The 16,194-nt window shown below is 74.6% G+C and carries 14 protein-coding genes; 7 read left to right on the forward strand and 7 right to left on the reverse strand.

All coding sequences use genetic code 11. The annotated features are described in order from the left end of the window. The first annotated feature begins 17 nt into the window (after window positions 1–17). Entirely contained in the window at window positions 18–3,701 is a 3,684-nt protein-coding gene (locus ACWY4P_RS42115; RefSeq protein WP_456206108.1) for a DNA polymerase III subunit alpha, read from the forward strand. Beyond that, a complete protein-coding gene (locus ACWY4P_RS42120) occupies window positions 3,698–4,945 on the forward strand; it encodes a DNA polymerase Y family protein (RefSeq protein WP_456206109.1) in 1,248 nt (415 codons plus the stop codon). The genes ACWY4P_RS42115 and ACWY4P_RS42120 overlap by 4 nt, the downstream gene beginning before the upstream one ends. On the opposite strand, the gene ACWY4P_RS42125 is transcribed toward ACWY4P_RS42120, so the two are convergent. Continuing rightward, window positions 4,942–5,571, reverse strand: a complete 630-nt coding sequence (locus tag ACWY4P_RS42125; protein ID WP_456206110.1) for a pyridoxamine 5'-phosphate oxidase family protein — start codon at window positions 5,569–5,571, stop codon at window positions 4,942–4,944. The two genes, ACWY4P_RS42120 and ACWY4P_RS42125, sit on opposite strands and share 4 nt — an antisense overlap. A 270-nt stretch (window positions 5,572–5,841) precedes the next feature. Here ACWY4P_RS42125 and ACWY4P_RS42130 point away from each other — a divergent pair, with 270 nt between their 5' ends. After that, window positions 5,842–6,735 carry an esterase/lipase family protein gene (locus ACWY4P_RS42130; RefSeq protein WP_456206111.1) on the forward strand — a complete coding sequence of 298 codons (894 nt, stop codon included), beginning with the start codon at window positions 5,842–5,844 and terminating at the stop codon, window positions 6,733–6,735. Between the two features lie 66 nt (window positions 6,736–6,801). On the opposite strand, the gene ACWY4P_RS42135 is transcribed toward ACWY4P_RS42130, so the two are convergent. Beyond that, complete coding sequence (locus tag ACWY4P_RS42135) at window positions 6,802–7,305, reverse strand: MarR family winged helix-turn-helix transcriptional regulator (RefSeq protein WP_456206112.1); 504 nt, start codon at window positions 7,303–7,305, stop codon at window positions 6,802–6,804. Between the two features lie 81 nt (window positions 7,306–7,386). Here ACWY4P_RS42135 and ACWY4P_RS42140 point away from each other — a divergent pair, with 81 nt between their 5' ends. After that, window positions 7,387–7,845 carry a MarR family winged helix-turn-helix transcriptional regulator gene (locus ACWY4P_RS42140; protein WP_456206113.1) on the forward strand — a complete coding sequence of 153 codons (459 nt, stop codon included), beginning with the start codon at window positions 7,387–7,389 and terminating at the stop codon, window positions 7,843–7,845. A gap of 30 nt (window positions 7,846–7,875) precedes the next feature. Here the strand turns inward: ACWY4P_RS42140 and ACWY4P_RS42145 are convergent, their stop codons facing one another. Beyond that, complete coding sequence (locus tag ACWY4P_RS42145) at window positions 7,876–8,292, reverse strand: organic hydroperoxide resistance protein (protein ID WP_456213240.1); 417 nt, start codon at window positions 8,290–8,292, stop codon at window positions 7,876–7,878. Window positions 8,293–8,397: 105 nt separating this feature from the next. Here ACWY4P_RS42145 and ACWY4P_RS42150 point away from each other — a divergent pair, with 105 nt between their 5' ends. Beyond that, window positions 8,398–8,925, forward strand: coding sequence for a MarR family winged helix-turn-helix transcriptional regulator (locus ACWY4P_RS42150; protein WP_456206114.1), 528 nt, complete (start codon window positions 8,398–8,400; stop codon window positions 8,923–8,925). Window positions 8,926–8,988: 63 nt separating this feature from the next. On the opposite strand, the gene ACWY4P_RS42155 is transcribed toward ACWY4P_RS42150, so the two are convergent. Further along, on the reverse strand, window positions 8,989–10,302 hold the full coding sequence (locus ACWY4P_RS42155; RefSeq protein WP_456206115.1) for an APC family permease: 1,314 nt from the start codon (window positions 10,300–10,302) through the stop codon (window positions 8,989–8,991). An 80-nt stretch (window positions 10,303–10,382) separates the two neighbouring features. Here ACWY4P_RS42155 and ACWY4P_RS42160 point away from each other — a divergent pair, with 80 nt between their 5' ends. Beyond that, entirely contained in the window at window positions 10,383–10,838 is a 456-nt protein-coding gene (locus tag ACWY4P_RS42160) for an Lrp/AsnC family transcriptional regulator (protein ID WP_456206116.1), read from the forward strand. Here ACWY4P_RS42160 and ACWY4P_RS42165 read toward each other — a convergent pair. The 3 genes from ACWY4P_RS42165 to ACWY4P_RS42175 all read right to left on the reverse strand — a co-directional run bounded on the left by ACWY4P_RS42165 (window position 10,755) and on the right by ACWY4P_RS42175 (window position 13,882). After that, the gene (locus ACWY4P_RS42165) at window positions 10,755–13,112 is read right to left on the reverse strand and encodes an MMPL family transporter (protein WP_456206117.1); all 2,358 of its coding nucleotides are present in this window, start codon (window positions 13,110–13,112) and stop codon (window positions 10,755–10,757) included. The genes ACWY4P_RS42160 and ACWY4P_RS42165 overlap by 84 nt on opposite strands. Window positions 13,113–13,241: 129 nt before the next feature. Beyond that, complete coding sequence (locus ACWY4P_RS42170; RefSeq protein ID WP_456206118.1) at window positions 13,242–13,511, reverse strand: hypothetical protein; 270 nt, start codon at window positions 13,509–13,511, stop codon at window positions 13,242–13,244. After that, a complete protein-coding gene (locus ACWY4P_RS42175; protein ID WP_456206119.1) occupies window positions 13,511–13,882 on the reverse strand; it encodes an ArsR/SmtB family transcription factor in 372 nt (123 codons plus the stop codon). Before ACWY4P_RS42175 ends, ACWY4P_RS42170 begins: the two co-directional genes overlap by 1 nt. 97 nt (window positions 13,883–13,979) lie before the next feature. On the opposite strand from ACWY4P_RS42175, the gene ACWY4P_RS42180 reads away from it, so the two are divergent. Continuing rightward, window positions 13,980–16,109: a carboxyl transferase domain-containing protein gene (locus ACWY4P_RS42180; protein ID WP_456206120.1), complete on the forward strand. Its 2,130-nt coding sequence runs from the start codon at window positions 13,980–13,982 to the stop codon at window positions 16,107–16,109. Window positions 16,110–16,194: the final 85 nt, after the last annotated feature.

A 16,194-nucleotide genomic window follows, 5' to 3' on the forward strand; every position in this document is an offset into this window, starting at 1 on the left:
AGCAGCGGGAGGTGCGGATGCCAGAGTTCACGCATCTGCACACCGCCTCCGGGTTCTCCATGCGGTACGGAGCCGTCCACCCGGAGCGGCTGGCCCAGTGCGCCGCCGAGCGCGGCATGGACGCGATCGCGCTGACCGACCGGGACAGCCTTGCCGGGGCGGTCCGGTTCGCCAAGGCGGGTGCGGCCGCGGGGGTGCGGCCGGTCTTCGGGGTGGACCTCGCCGTACGGGCGCGGGCCCCGGAGCCGGGGCGTACGGTCCGGCGGCGCACGCCGGTGCGCGGCGGGGCGTTCATCGACGAGTCCGCGCCCCGTGCGGTCTTCCTGGCACGGGGCGGCGCGGCCGGCTGGGCCGCGCTGTGCGGGCTGGTCTCGGCCGCCCACGCGGGAGCCCATGCGGGAGTCCAGGCGGGAGCCCGCGCAGGAGTTCACGCGGGGGGCACCCACCCCGCGTCCGCCCCACCGGGCGGCGCCGGGCGGCCCCTGCTGCACTGGGCAGACCTGGAAGACGGCGCAAGCGGCGGCGGCGCCACCGCCCTCGCCCCGCTGACCGTGCTCCTCGGTCCGGACTCCGACGTCGGCCGGGCCCTGGCCGCCGGGCGGCCCGACCGGGCCGAGCGGCTGATCGCCCCCTGGCGTGAGCTGTTCGGGGACGCAGTGCGCCTGGAGGCCGTGTGGCACGGCCGCACCGGCACCGGCCCCGGCTCGCTGCGGCTCGCCGCCCGTACCGTCGGCTTCGCCGCCGACCAGGGCGTACGGGCCGTGCTGAGCAACGCCGTACGGTACGCGGACCCGGGGCAGGGCCCGGTCGCCGATGTGCTGGACGCCGCCCGCAGGCTGGTGCCGATCGACCCGCGCGACCCCGCGGCGCTCGACAGCGGCGAGCGCTGGCTCAAGGGGCCGCGGGACATGGCGCGGATCGCCGAGAAGATCGCGGAGGCCGCGGGATGGCGGCGGGACGCCGCGCACCGGCTGCTGGAGGAGACCGCGCGCACCGCCGCCGCATGTCTCGTCGACCCCGAGGACCACATCGGCCTCGGCAGCATCCACTTCCCCGAGCCGCACCTGGTCGGGGCCGGGCACCGGAGCGCCGAGCGGGTGCTGCGCTCGCGCTGCGCCGCCGCCATGGTGCTGCGCGGCTACGACCGCGACCACGAGCGGTGGGGGCGGCTGGAGGACGAGCTGCGCACCATCGAGCGGCTGGGCTTCGCCTCGTACTTCCTCACCGTCGCCCAGGTCGTCGACGACACCCGCGCGCTCGGCATCCGGGTGGCCGCCCGCGGCTCCGGCGCGGGCTCGTTCGTCAATCACCTCCTCGGCATCGCGCACGCCGACCCCGTCGCGAACGACCTGCTGATGGAGCGCTTCCTGTCGGTGCGGCGGGCCGCGCTGCCCGACATCGACATCGACGTGGAGTCCGCGCGCCGCCTGGAGGTCTACCGCGCGATCTTCGACCGCTTCGGGGCGGAACGGGTCGCGACCGTCTCGATGCCCGAGACCTACCGGGTGCGCCACGCCGTACGGGATGTGGGCGCGGCCCTCGGCATGGACCCGGCCGAGGTGGACCGGCTCGCCAAGTCCTTCCCGCACATCCGCGCCCGCGACGCCCGCGCGGCGCTCGCCGAACTGCCCGAGCTGCGCGCGGTCGCCGCCGAGCAGAAACGTCACGGCAGGCTCTGGGAGCTGGTCGAGGCGCTGGACGGGCTGCCCCGCGGCATCGCCATGCACCCGTGCGGGGTGCTGCTCTCCGACGCCGGGCTGCGGGCCCGTACGCCCGTCGTGCCCACCAGCGGCGAGGGCTTCCCCATGTCGCAGTTCGACAAGGACGACGTCGAGGACCTCGGGCTGCTCAAGCTCGATGTCCTCGGGGTGCGGATGCAGTCCTCGATGGCGCACGCGGCCGCGGAGGTGGCGCGGGTCACGGGCCGGCCGCTGGACCTGGACGACCCCGAGGTGGTGCGGCCGAACGACCCGGCGACCTACGACCTGATCCGCTCCACCGAGACGCTCGGCTGCTTCCAGATCGAGTCGCCCGGCCAGCGCGATCTCCTCGGCCGGCTGCAGCCCACCTCCTTCCACGACCTCGTGGTCGACATCTCGCTCTTCCGGCCCGGCCCGGTCGCGGCCGACATGGTGCGCCCCTTCATCGAGGCGCGGCACGGCCGCAAGCCGCCGCGCTACCCGCATCCGGACCTGGAGGACGCGCTGCGCGAGACCTACGGCGTGGTCGTCTTCCACGAGCAGATCATCAAGATCCTGTCGATCATGACGGGCTGTGAGCGGGACCTCGCCGACGAGGCGCGGCGCGCGCTGTCCGACCCCGAGCGGCAGGGGCGGGTGCGGGCCTGGTTCCACGCGGAGGCGGCGAACCGCGGCTACCGGCCGGAGGTGCTGACGCGCACCTGGGAGATCGTCGAGGCGTTCGGGTCGTACGGCTTCTGCAAGGCGCACGCCGTGGCCTTCGCGGTGCCGACCTACCAGTCCGCCTGGCTCAAGGCGCACCACCCGGCGGCCTTCTACGCCGGGGTGCTCACCCACGACCCCGGGATGTACCCGAAGCGGCTGCTGCTGGCGGACGCGCGGCGGCGCGGGGTGCCGATCCTGCCGCTGGATGTGAACCGGTCCGGCGCCGCCTATCGAATCGAACTGGTGTCTGGTGGCGGGGGGTCGGCCGGGGCGGCAGGTGCGGGCTTCACGGGCGCGGGCCCCACGGCCACGGGCCCCACGGCCGCGGGCTTCGGGATCCGGCTCGCGCTGAGCGACGTCCACGGCATCAGCGAGGCCGAGACCGCGCGGATCGCGGCCGGGCAGCCGTACTCCTCGCTCCAGGACCTGTGGCGGCGCGCCCACCCCGGGCGGCCGGTCGCCGAACGGCTCGCCCAGGTCGGCGCGTTGGACGCCTTCGGCGCCGGCCGCCGCGACCTGCTGCTGGAGATCGCCGAACTGCACCGGCAGCAGCGGGGCGCCCGGCGCGACGGCACCGGTGAGGGCCAGCTCCCGCTGGCCGAGACCGCGCCGCCCGCCCCCGCCGGACTGCCCGACCTGGACCCGGCAGAACGCCTCGGCGCCGAGCTCAACATCCTCGGCATGGACGTCTCGCGCCACCTCATGGGCGACCACCGGGCCTTCCTGGAGGAGCTGGGCGCGGTCCCGGCGAAACGGCTGCGCGACGCGCGGCACGGCGAGACCGTGCTGGTCGCCGGGGCCAAGGTTGCCACCCAGACCCCGCCGATCCGCTCCGGGCGGCGCGTCATCTTCACCACCCTCGATGACGGCACGGGACTGGTCGACTGCGCCTTCTTCGACGACAGCCACGCCGCGTGCGCGCACACCGTCTTCCACTCCTGGCTGCTACTGGTACGCGGCGTGGTCCAGCGGCGCGGGCCGCGCAGCCTCAGCGTCGTCGGCTCGGCGGTCTGGAACCTCGCCGAGCTGGCCGAACTCCGGCGCGAGGGCGGCCTGGAGGCGGTCGCCGCCGAACTCGCGGGCGCGGGCCGGGCGGAGCCCGAGCCCGGGGCCCCCGCCGGTGTCCCGGCCGACGCGGACGCCGAGGCCGGGAGCGAGACCGGCGGCGACTCCGGGCGCCGCATCCACCTGTCCACCGGCTACGCCATGCACCCGTGGGCCGACCTCCGGCCTGCGGGCGACCAGGCCGCCACCGGCCGCAAGCTGTGGCATTCCAGCCCAGGGAGCGCGGGATGACTCCCCGACCGACCCATGAGCAGCCGCATGTGCTGTACGTACGCTTCCATCCCGCCGAGGGGGCGGCGGAGGCAGCCCCCGGCGCGCCCGGCCGAGGCCCCGGCCGTCCCGGACCCGCCCTCGGCGCGGACGTCTACGAGGGCCTGCTCGCCCTGCTCACCGAGGTGACCCCGGTCGTCGAGGCGGTGCCGCCCGACGCCGCGCTCGCCGATGTCGCCGGGGCGCTGCGCTACTTCGACCGGGACGCGGCCGGTCTTGCGGAGATCGTACGGGTCCGGGCGCTGGCCCGGTACGGCGTCGACTGCACCGTCGGCGTCGCCGCCAACCCGCTGCTCGCCCGCATGGCCGCCCAGGACGCCGGGCCCCGCCCCGACCGGTTCGGCCGGCCCGGTCGGCAGGCCCGGCCCGGCGGGTCTTCCGACGGTTCGGCCGGGGCGTCCGGTTCGGCCGGTTCAGTCAGGGCATCCGGTTCGGCCGGGGCGTCCGGCGCTTCCGGCTCGGCCGGTGGCGCGCCCGGCGGCGTGTCCGCCAGCGCCTCCGGCGCGGTCCGCACCGTCCCCGACGACCCGGACGCGGTCGCCGCCTTCCTCGCCGACAAGCCCCCCACCGCCCTGCCCGGCGTCGGCCAGGCGACCGCCCGCACCCTGTGTTCTTACGGCCTCGACAGCGCCGCCCGGATCGCCGCCGTGCCGCTGCCCACCCTGCGCCGGATCCTCGGCCCGGCCACCGCGCGCCGGGTGCACGACTGGGCGCGCGGGATCGACCCGGTCCCCGTCACCCCGAACGCCCCGGCCCGCTCCATGGCCGCCGAACACCGCTTCGGCCACGACGAGCTGGACCCGGAGCGCCGATGCCGCGCGCTGCTCACCCTCGCGGACCGGCTCGGCTCCCGGCTGCGGACCAGCGGACAGGTCGCCCGCGCCCTCACGCTCACCGTCCGCTACGCCGACCGCTCCACGACCACCCGCAGCCGGACCCTGGCCGAGCCGACCGCCCACACCCCGGCGCTCACCGCCACTGCGTACGCCCTGCACGCCGCGCTCGGCCTCCAGCGGGCCCGGGTGCGGTCCATCGCGCTGCGCGCCGAGGGGCTGACCGCCGCCGAACTGGCCTCCCACCAGCTGATGTTCGACCCCGCGGACGACAAGGCCCGCCGTATCGAGGCCGCCGTCGACCGGGCGCGGGCCCGCTTCGGCGAGCGGGCGGTGCGCCCGGCCGGGGGATTCGACAGCTGGCAGCTCTAGCCGTACAACCGCTCCGCGTACCGCGGGCCGTAGTGCTCCTCCAGTGACTCCAAGGGGACGTCCGGGGCTTCGAGCGCCTTGCATATCCGGGGCCTCGACGGCAGCTCGTCCGGGCGCCAGGTCTCCGGCTTCCAGAGCTCCGAGCGCAGAAACGCCTTGGAGCAGTGGTGGAAGACCTCCTCGATCTCGACGAGGAGGGCGAGCCGCGGGCGGTTGCCCTTGACCACCAGGTCGTCGAAGAACGGGGCGTCACGCAGCAGCCGCGCCCGGCCGTTGATCCGGAGCGTGTCACCGCGCCCGGGCAACAGGTAGATCAGCCCGACGTGTGGATTGGCGAGCACATTGCGAAAGCCGTCCATCCGCTTGTTGCCGGGGCGGTCCGGGATCGCGATGGTCGTGTCGTCGAGCACGAGCGTGAAGCCCGCGGGGTCTCCCTTGGGGGAGACGTCGCACCGCCCCTCGGCGTCCGAGGTGGCGATCAGGCAGAACGGCGACCGGGCCAGCCACTGCCGGTCCAGCTCATGCAGGGCGGGACGGGACTTGTTGGCCGCTTGCTGATTGGGCTCGCCGACCAGCTCGCGCAGCTCGGCCTCGGACGAGACCTCCACCAGGTCCGTTGTCTCCATCAGCGTTTCCCCCGTCTCGGCCCGCCCTACTGATCGTATGTTCGAGACTCTACGCCGCCCCACTGACACAGCCGCCACTGACACAGCCGCCACTGACACAGCCGTGTTCCTGGACGTGCCGTGAGGGGCGGGTGAGGGTTTCTTCACCGGCGGATGGCTGGATGCACTTGCTACTGGCGCGTAATTTAAGCCCGACGCAACACCCCTGTGATCCGGATCGCAGAGCGCACGGTCAGCGCAACCCTCCCCCACCAGCGAGGAGTCCATGTGATGTCGCACTGGAGGCGTATCCGCTCGCTCCGCAGGTCACTGCCCGCCCTGGCCCTGGCGGTCGCGGCGACCATGGCGCCGGCCGCCGCGAGCGCCGCGCCCGCCGCGAGCGCCGCGCCCACCGAAACCGCCGCCGACCAGAGCGCGCGGAGCAGCGGTTGGAACGACTACTCGTGCAAGCCGTCCGCCCAGCACCCCCGCCCTGTCGTCCTCGTGCACGGCACCCTCGGCAACTCGGTCGACAACTGGCTCGGCTTCGCGCCCTACCTGGTCGACCGCGGCTACTGCGTCTTCTCCCTCGACTACGGCCAACTGCCCGGCGTGCCCATCTTCTACGGCCTCGGCCCGATCGACGCGTCGGCGAAGCAGCTGTCCGCCTACGTCGACCGGGTGCGCGCCGCCACCGGCGCCTCCAAGGTCGATCTGGTCGGCCACTCCCAGGGCGGGATGATGCCCCGCTACTACTTGAAGTTCCTCGGCGGCGCGGGCAAGGTGAACGCGCTGGTCGGCCTGGCCCCCACCAACCACGGGACCACCCTGTCCGGGCTCACCAAGCTGCTCGACTACTTCCCGGGCGCGGCCGACGTCCTCGCCAAGCACACGCCCGGGCTGACGGACCAGGTGGTCGGGTCGGCGTTTCTCACCCGTCTCAACGAGGGCGGTGACACCGTCCCCGGCGTGCGCTACACCGTCATCTCCACCAAGTACGACGAGGTCGCCACGCCCTACCGCGCGCAGTTCCTCACCGGGTCCGACGTCAAGAACGTGGTGCTCCAGGACCTGTGCCCGAGCGACCTGTCGGAGCATGTCACCATCGCCATGACCAACCGGGTCGCCTTCCACGAGGCGGCCAACGCCCTCGATCCAGAACACGCCACTCCGACGACCTGCTGACGCCCCGCCCCGCCCGTCCGCTCACCGCCACGGCGCCCCGGCCCTCCGGTGCGCCGTGCGCGTCGTTCACCGCGGCGCCCGGCCCCGGATCCTGCCGAGCGCGCCGACGAAGTCCGTGAGCAGCCGGGCGAACTCGGCGCGGTCCGCCTCCGGCCACTCGGCCATCGCCTCCGCGAACACGGACCGCCGGAACCGCCGGACCTCATCCGTCAGGGTGCGCCCCGCCTCGGTCATGACCAGCAGGGCGCGCCGCCCGTCCGCCTGGTCCGCCTCCCGCCGCACCAGTCCGGCCTCGACCGCCCCCGCGACCAGCTTGCTCGCCCGTGGCTGGTCGACGGCCAGGGCGGCGGCGACTTCGGAGACGGTGGCCGGCTCGCCGCTCTGCTCCGCCGCCTCGATCGCGTCCAGGACGTCGAAGGCGGCGCCCTGCGCCACCGCGCCCTTGGGGGAGTCCCCGTCGCCCCCACCGCCCCCTTCGGCGAGTCGCGCCAGCGAACGCCTGCTCTGGCTGCGCCGGATGGCGACCATGGCCCGCTCGATGTCGTTGACGGGTTCCCGGTTGTCGGCCATCACGCCTCCATGCATAATCAAGAACATCTAGTTGCTATTTTACATGCATCTGCGGAGGGGGAAGCCATGGAGGCGGAGGCGATGAAGCCGATCGGATACTGGCTCAAGCATCTGGACGGGCTGATCGAGGCCGACTTCGAGCGCGCCCTGAGCGACAGCGGCCTCGTCCGGCGCCACTGGCAGGTCCTGAATACGCTGTCGGCGGGTCCGAAGGGCCCCGGTGAACTCGCCGAGGCGCTGCGCCCCTTCTGGGGGGAGGGCGCGATCGCGCTCGACGAGGTCCTGGACGGGCTGGGGCGCCGGGGCTGGGTCGCCCGGGAGGGCGCCGAGGGTGCGTACGCGCTCACGCCCCCCGGCGTCGAGGGTCATGCCGCGGTGGCCGAACGGATCGGTGCCGCCCGGCAGCGGGTGACCGGCGGGGTGACGGACGAGGAGTACCTCGCCACCGTGGGCGTGCTCCGCCGCATGGCAGAGAACCTTGAGGGCGGGGCAGGCGGGGCAGCTGGGGCAGGCGGGGCGGGGGCGGCGCCGGCCGCGTGAACGCCGTGGCCGCGGCCGGCCGCCGGGTGACTACTCGGCGATCAGCTCGACGGCGACGTTGCCCCGGGTCGCCTTCGAGTACGGGCACACCTGGTGCGCCTGCTCGACCAGGCTGCGGCCGGTCTCGCCCTCCAGCTCCTCGGGCAGCTCGACGCGGAGCGTGACCTTCAGTCCGAAGCCGCCGTCCGACTCGTCCTTGCCGATGCCGACCTCGGCGGTGACCGAGATGTCCTTGGTGTCGACCTTCGCCTGGCGGCCGACGAGCCCGAGCGCGCTGGCGAAGCAGGCCGCGTAGCCCGCGGCGAACAGCTGCTCGGGGTTGGTGCCCTTGCCGCTCCCGCCCAGCTCCGGCGGCATGGCCAGCGCCAGGTCGAGCTGCCCGTCGGAGCTCACCGCCCGGCCGTCGCGTCCGTTGGCCGTGGCCACCGCGGTGTAGAGCGCGTCCATGAAGACCATCCCTTTCGGGTCCTGCGGCGCGCCGTCGTGCGCTCCGCCATGCCAGAAGTAGAGCACACAATTAGATTGCGCACAACTAAGAGGTACCCTAGGTACATGTCACACCAGCCCGGCCCCGCCCCGGCCCCGTCCCCAACAGCGTCTCCGTCCCCAACAGCGACAGCGAGTGCAGCCGCTGACGACCTGCTCCGCCTGGACCTACAGGTCTGTTTCGCCCTGCACGCCGCCTCGCGCGCCTTCGGCAGCGTCTACCGGCGGGTCCTGCGCGACACCGAGCTGACCTATCCGCAGTACCTGGTGATGCTGGTGCTGTGGGAGCACGGCGAGATGCCGGTCAAGAAGCTCGGGGAGTTCCTGCGTCTGGACTCGGGTACCCTCTCGCCGCTCCTCAAGCGCCTCCAGGCGGCGGGCCTCGTACAGCGCGAGCGCAGCCTCCACGATGAGCGCTCGGTCTCGGTCCGGCTGACGGCGGAGGGCGAGGCGCTGCGGGAGACCGCCCGGGCCGTGCCGCTCCAGGTGATCCAGGCCAGCGGCCTGGATCCGGAGGAAGTGGTCGATCTGCGCACCCGACTCCAACGGCTGACGGCGGCGCTCGACGCCGCGCAGGCGGACGCGGAGAGCTGAGCCGCCGAGTTCAGCGGGGCCGCACCGCCACCAGGACGCGCACGTGGCGCCCGGCGGATGTGGTCAGGTGTGGTCCTCCTGGAGGTCGCGGCCCCGGGTGGGGCGTCGGCGGGCGAGGGTCTGGAAGCAGAGCGCGGCGACGGCCAGCACGAGCGGGATGAACAGCAGAGGCCCGGAGAGGGCGAGAACGGTGGAGACGACGGCCGCGCTGCCAACCGCCGCCCACCACAGGGGAGTTCGGCGCGGAAGCAGCACAAGCGCCGCCAGCAGCCCCGCCAGGGTGACCGCCGCGAGACAGGCGGAGGTGGCGCGCATCAGCCCGTCGAGGTCGGCCGCGCCCGTCGCGGCCACCGCTCCGACCGGGGCGCACGCGCCGGCCAGCACGGCCAGGCTGCGGCGCGGCACCTCGCCCGGCCCGCCGCCCCGGGCCAGCCACCGGGGCGCCGCGCCGTCGCGGGCGAGGGCGGCGCCGAGCCGGGCCGCGCCCGCCAGGTAGGCGTTGACGGCGCCGAAGGTGAGGAACAGGGCCGCGACCGCGGCCACCGGCCGGGCCGCGCCGCCCACGCTCCGCGCCAGCAGCTCGGTCAGCGGGGTGTCCGTGGTTGCGGCGGCGGGGCCGAGCGCGCCGACCGTCGCCGTCGAGAGCCCCAGGTACAGCACGGTGATCACGGCGAGGGTGAGCGCGGTGACCCGTGGCAGGTCCCGGCGCGGATCGGCGAACTCGGCGGACAGGTGGCTGGCCGCCTCCCACCCCACGAAGGCGAAGAAGAGCACCCCGGCCGCCGAGCCGACCGAACTCCAGCCGCCCGGCATGAAGGGCGTGAAGTGCGCGGCGCGCAGATGCGGCACCGCCGCCAGGACCGCGGCCAGCAGCAGCGCCGCCAGCAGGCCCACGAGCAGCAGCTGCACCCGGCTGGACAGGTGCAGTCCGCCGAGGTTGGCGGCGAAGGCGGCCGCCAGCACCAGCCCGGCCACGGCCGCAGTGCCCATGTCGCCGAGGCCCGCCGCGGCGGCGGTGTACTGGCCGCCGATCCAGGCGCCCGCGACCACCCCGACCGGCACCACCCCGAAGAACCACCACCCGACGGTCGCCGCCGCCCGTGGCCCGAATGCCCGGTGGACGTATGTCGCCACCCCGCCCCCGTCGGGGAACCGCGCGCCGAGCGCGGCGAAGCAGGCGGCGACCGGGACGCTGGTCGCCAGCAGCGCGGCCCAGGCCAGGACCGAGGCCGGGCCGGCGGCAGCGGCGGCGAGCGCGGGCAGCGCGAGCACGCCGGGGCCGAGGACGGCGCCCGCGTACAGGGCGGTGCCGCCGCCGATCCCGAGGCGGCGTGGAGGATGCGGGGAAACAGGGGTGCGAGTACGTTGTACGGTCACGGCCTGGGAAGCTAGTCGAAACACCGATGAGATGACCGGCTCACCGAACGAAATTCGGTGAGCCGGGCTGGGAAGGTGCCATGGACGAACTTGATACGGCGATCGTCCGGGAACTGCAGCGCGACGCACGGCAGACGAACCGCGACCTCGCGCGCACCCTCGGCATCGCCCCCTCCACCTGCCTGGAACGGGTGCGCGGCCTGCGGGAGCGCGGGGTGATCACCGGCTATCGCGCGACGGTCGACCTGCGCACCCTGAACCGCCCGGTGCAGGCGCTGCTCTCGGTCCGCATCCGGCCGCTGAGCCGGGAGGTCATCGAGGGCTTCAAGGCGTATCTGGTGACCCTCCCCGAGGTGCTGTCCGTGTATGTCGTCGCGGGCGGCGACGACTTCCTCGTCCATGTCGCGGTGCCGGATGTGGACCGGCTGCACGCCTTCTTGATGGACCGACTCTCAAAGCGCCGGGAGGTGGTCGACTTCCGCAGCTCGATCATCTACCAGCACGTCGCGGGCGACGTGATCACGCCCCTGGAGTGACGCCCGCGGGAACGCCGTCCGCCCGAGCAGCGTGATCGCGGCGGGCAGCAGCACCCCACGCACCAGCGTCGCGTCGATGAGGACGGCCACCGCCAGCCCGACGCCCATCATCTTGTACTCGATCGCCGACAGCACGACGAAGACGCTGAAGGCCGCGGTCATGATGACGGCCGCGCTGGTGACCACGCCCGCGCCCGACGCGATACCCCCCACCACCGCCTCGCGCGCCTCCGCCCCGGCGAGCCGGCGTTCACGGATCCGGCTGAGGACGAAGATGTGGTAGTCCATGCTCAGCCCGAAGAGGATGACGAACATGAACAGCGGCAGCCAGCCGACCACCCCGCCGTACGAGGTGAAGCCGAGCGCCGAACTCAGGTGGCCGTCCTGGAACACCCAGGTCAGCACCCCGTAAGCGGCCCCGATCGACAGCAGGTTGAGCACGATCGACACCAGCGCGACGGCCGGCGAGCGGAACGCGACGACCAGCAGCACGAAGGCCAGCAGCAGCACGAAGCCGAAGACGTACGGCGTGCGGTCGGTCACCCGGTGGGTGAAGTCGTACGCGAAGGCCGTCTTGCCGGCGACCGCGTAGTCGAGCCCGGGCACTTCTCCGAGGGCGGCGGGCAGTGTCCGCTTCCGCAGCGTCTCCAGCGCCCGGTTCGCCGCGTCGTCGGTGCCGGAGCTCGCCAGCGGCACCCGCACCACCAGTGCCCGGCCCACCTTGGTGGCCGAGATGGGCTCGTTCAGCACCCCGCCGCTCGCCGCGGCCCGCCCGTGCAGGCTCTCCACCGCCCGCCGTACCGCCGGGCTGTCCACGGCGTCGGGATCCCGCTTTCCCCAGATCACCACCGACGCCGGGGCCGGGGCGCCCGGGAACGCCTCCTGCATCCGGACCGCCGCGTCCACCGTCGGCACCCTCCGCGACAGGCTGTCGGTCACCGCCGCGTCCTGTAGCCGCATCCCCAGCGCGGGCAGCGCGAGCACCAGCAGCGCCAGCGCCGCCGCGCCGCCCCACACCAGCGGGCGCCGCACCACCGCGCGGGCCACCGCCGCCCAGGCCCGGGACTGGTCCGCCGCCGTCCGGTGGCGGCCCACCCACGGGATGCGGGCCTTGTCCACCCGGTGCCCCAACAGGGCCAGCAGGGCGGGCAGCACGGTCACGGAGCCGACCATCGCCACCCCGACCACCAGCACCGCGCCGGTCGTCAGCCCCTTGAAGTTGTCCAGCCCCGTGAACAGCAGCCCGACCAGACACAGCATCACCGTCAGACCCGAGACCACCACCACCCGCCCCGAGGTGCGCGCCGTGATCCGCAGCGCCTCCGCGACACCGTGCCCGGCCGCGCGCTCCTCGCGCGCCCGGCGCAGATAGAACAGCGAGTAGTCGACGCCCACCGCCACGCCGATCAGCAGCACCATGGAGGACGTGGCGCTGTTCACCGGCACCCAGTGGGCGAGCACCTGGAGAAAGCCGAAGGTGGCGACGACGGTGGTGGCCGCCAGCAGCAGCGGGATCGCGGCGGCGATCAGCGAGCCGAACACCACCAGCAGGATCACCACGGTGAGCGGCAGCGAGAAGAACTCGGCCCGCTTGAAGTCACCCTTGATGCCCTCGTCCACCACGCGCGACAGGCTCCTGTCGCCCGCCTGCGCCAGCCGCACCCGAGGGTGGCGGGCCTGGACCTTCTTCACGGCCTGGGTCGCGGCGGCGTAGTGCTCGCCCCTCCGCTCGACGGGCCCCGCCACGGTGAAGGTGACCAGACCGGAGCGGCCGTCCTTCGACACCAGCCGGCTTCCGTCGCGCTCCAGCGGGGAGTGGACCGCGGCCACCGCGCCCGGGGTGCGGCGCAGCGCTTCGACCAGGTCCTGGGTGGCTCGGCGCAGTTCCGGGCTCTTGGTGAAGCGCCCCGGCGGCGCATCATGCGCCGCGTCCGGTGTCCGGGCCTGGACCAGGACGTTCTCCTGGGGCGGCGGATACTCCCGCTGCGCGTCCAGCACCTGGCCCGCGCGGCCCGACTCACCGGGGTCGGTGCTGCTCACCGTCTCGCCCGGCATGACCGCGCTGGCCAGGACCGCCACGACCACCAGCGCGAACCAGCCCGCGATCGCCAGGGCGCGATGGCGGACGGACCAGCCGGCGACCCGCTCCACCAGCGCGGCCCGGCCGTGGCCGGGGGCCCCGGCCGGGCCCCCGGCCAGGCTCCTGCCCGGGCCGCTGTCCGGGCCCCCACCTGGGCCGTCCGCCCTCTGTCGTGACTTGCTTTTGCGCAGCATGAGCTGCTGTCCTTTCCACGAAGGGACGTATCTGTGAGAACTCGCCCATGGGCGAGGTGATGCTTCTTCCTTCACCTGGGCCGTCGAGTTGCCGCTCGACGGCCCAGGGCCTGTGTGTTACCCGACCGTCTATTCGACGGTCTGGAGGATGCGCTCCAGCGAATCCATCCGGCCCTGCATGTCGGCCAGGCGCTGGCTGATCTCCTTCAGCCGCTCCTCCGTGCTCTGTTGCTGCGCGGCGGCGTTCTCGGCGAGCTTGCGGTACTCCAGCTCCCGCACCACCTGGACCTTCGCGCGCCGAGTCGCCGCGAACTGCCAGATGACCGTCGTGAGCACCGTGGTCACCAGGGCGAAGAGGCCGAAGGCCCCCACGACCTCGGTCCAGTCGTGTCCGTCCATCACTTCGATCCTTTCCTCTCCTCGCCCCGGCCGTCGCCCGGCGGGGTCAGCGTCCGCTCCGCGGCCTCGACGGTCTCCGGTGTCAGCTCGATCGCGAACCGGTTGACCTCGTAGAACTTCATGGCCTTGCCGTCCTCCGACACCTCGACCCGGGCCGTCACCAGCCCGGCCGCCGCCAACTTGCCCAGATGGACCTGGAGCAGCGCCCGGCTGATGCCCAGTGCGCGGGCCAGCTCGCTCACGTACATGCGCTCCCGCGCGAGCGCCGCGACGACCCGCAGGCGGTGCGGATTGGCCAGCGTCGCCAGCACGCGCACCAGCTCGTCGCCGCTGAGGTCGCGAGGCTCTCCGCCCGGCATCGAGGTAGTCATAGCGAAACCCTGCACATGCCAAGAAAAGTTAGCACATGCCTAGGGTGATTGAGACAGCCCTTGTCGTTGGCACTGTCGCCCGTGGCAGGGTGTGAACATGACCGGAACGAACCCCCGCACATCAGCCCTCCAGCTGATCGAGACCGTCGTCGACCCGGGCAGCTGGCGCCGCTGGGACGAGCCGGTCGACATCACGACGGACGACCCCGACTACCGGGCCGACCTGGAGCGGGCGCGCGAGCGCACCGGCCTCGACGAGTCCGTCATCACGGGCGAGGGCCGCATCGAGGGGCGGCGGGTGGCCATCGTGGCCTGTGAGTTCCGCTTCCTCGCCGGGTCCATCGGCGTCGCGTCGGGGGAGCGGCTGGCGCGCGCCGTGGAGCGGGCGACGGCGGAGCGGCTGCCGCTCCTCGCGGCGCCCGCGTCCGGCGGCACGCGGATGCAGGAGGGCACGGTCGCGTTTCTCCAGATGGTGAAGGTGGCCGTGGCGATCACCGACCACAAGGCCGCCGGTCTCCCCTACCTCGTCCACCTGCGCCACCCGACGACGGGCGGAGTGCTCGCCTCCTGGGGCTCGCTGGGGCACGTCACCGCCGCCGAGCCGGGCGCGCTCATCGGCTTCATGGGGCCGCGGGTGCACGAGGCGCTGTACGGGGCGGAATTCCCGGCGGGCGTGCAGGTCGCGGAGAACCTGATGGCCCACGGCCTGGTGGACGCGGTCCTCCCGCCCGAGCGGCTGTCGGAGGTGGCGGCGCGTGTGCTGAGGGTGCTGTGCGGGGACGCTGCCGCTGTGGCGAACGGGAACGGGGCTGTCCCGGCGGCAGGGCCGTCCGGCCCCGCCGCCGGCCCCGCCGCAGGGCCAGCCCCGGAGGCGGGCGCGGTCTCGGGCGGAGACCGGGCGGCTGCGGGGTGCGCTCCAGGGAAGCCGCCCACGGGCCCCGCCACCGGCCGCGAGCCGGAGACCGACGCGGGCCGCCACGCGGAGGTGGGTACCCCGGGGGCGGACGGGGCGGTGGTCGGCCGGGGTGGCGCGGAGGCGGACGGCGCGGTGGTCGGCCGGGGTGGCGCGGAGGCGGACGGCGCGGTGGTCGGCCGGGGTGGCGCGGAGGCGGACGGCGCGGTGGTCGGCCGGGGTGGCGCGGAGGCGGACGGGGCGGTGGTCGGCCGGGGTGGCGCGGAGGCGGACGGGGCGGTGGTCGGCCGGGGTGGCGCGGAGGCGGACGGGGCGGTGGTCGGCCGGGGTGGCGCGGAGGCGGACGGGGCGGTGGCCGGCCCGGGTGGCGCGAGGGCTGGCACCACGGCGGTTGACCGGGGTGGCGCGGGGGTGGACGGGGCGGTGGCCCGCCCGGGTGGCGCGGAGGCGGACGGGGCGGAGGCCCGCCCGGGTGGCGCGGGGGTGGGCGTCGGGCGTGGTGGGCCCCGTGCCGAGGAGTCGATCCGGCGGTCCCGGCGGCCCGAGCGGCCCGGCGTGCGGGACTTGTTGCGCGCCGCCGCCGAGGACGTGAGCCCCCTCAGCGGTACGGGCGCGGGGGAGCACGACCCCGGGCTGCTGCTCGCGCTCGCGCGCGTCGGCGGGACGCCGTGCGTCGTCCTCGGGCACGACCGGGCCGCGCGCCACGGGGACGCGGCGGCCGACGGGCCCGGTGGAGGGCAGCCGCTCGGCCCCGCCGGGCTGCGCACCGCCCGGCGCGGCATGCGCATCGCCGCCGAGCTCGGGCTTCCGCTGCTCACGGTCGTCGACACCGCGGGCGCGGCCCTGAACCAGGAGGCCGAGGAGGGCGGGCTGGCCGGGGAGATCGCCCGCTGTCTGGCCGACATGGTGACCCTCCCCGCCCCCACCCTCTGCCTGCTGCTCGGCCAGGGCGCGGGCGGCGCCGCGCTCGCCCTGCTCCCCGCCGACCGGGTCCTCGCGGCGCGCCACGCCTGGCTGTCCCCGCTGCCGCCCGAGGGCGCCTCCGCGATCCTCTACCGGACCACCGAGCGGGCGTACGAGATAGCCGACCGGCAGGGCGTACGCTCCGCCGACCTGCTCGCTGACGGCATCGTCGACCGGATCGTGGAAGAGGGGGCGGAGGACGCGGTGGCGCAGGGTCCCGCGTACGACTCCTTCCTCGCCCGCCTCGGCGACACCCTCGGCGCCGAACTCGCCGCGCTGCGCGCCCAGGACCAGGGCGAGCGGCTGGCCGCCCGCCGGGCCCGGCACCGGCGCATCGGGCTGCCGGGCTGACCCGGGCCGCCTCGGGGCTGCCCCGGGTGACCGCGGGGTTGACGGCGAATCACGTTCAAAGGGGCAGACGGGTGAGACGAATTGG

This window comes from Streptomyces sp. LZ34 (assembly GCF_053890475.1).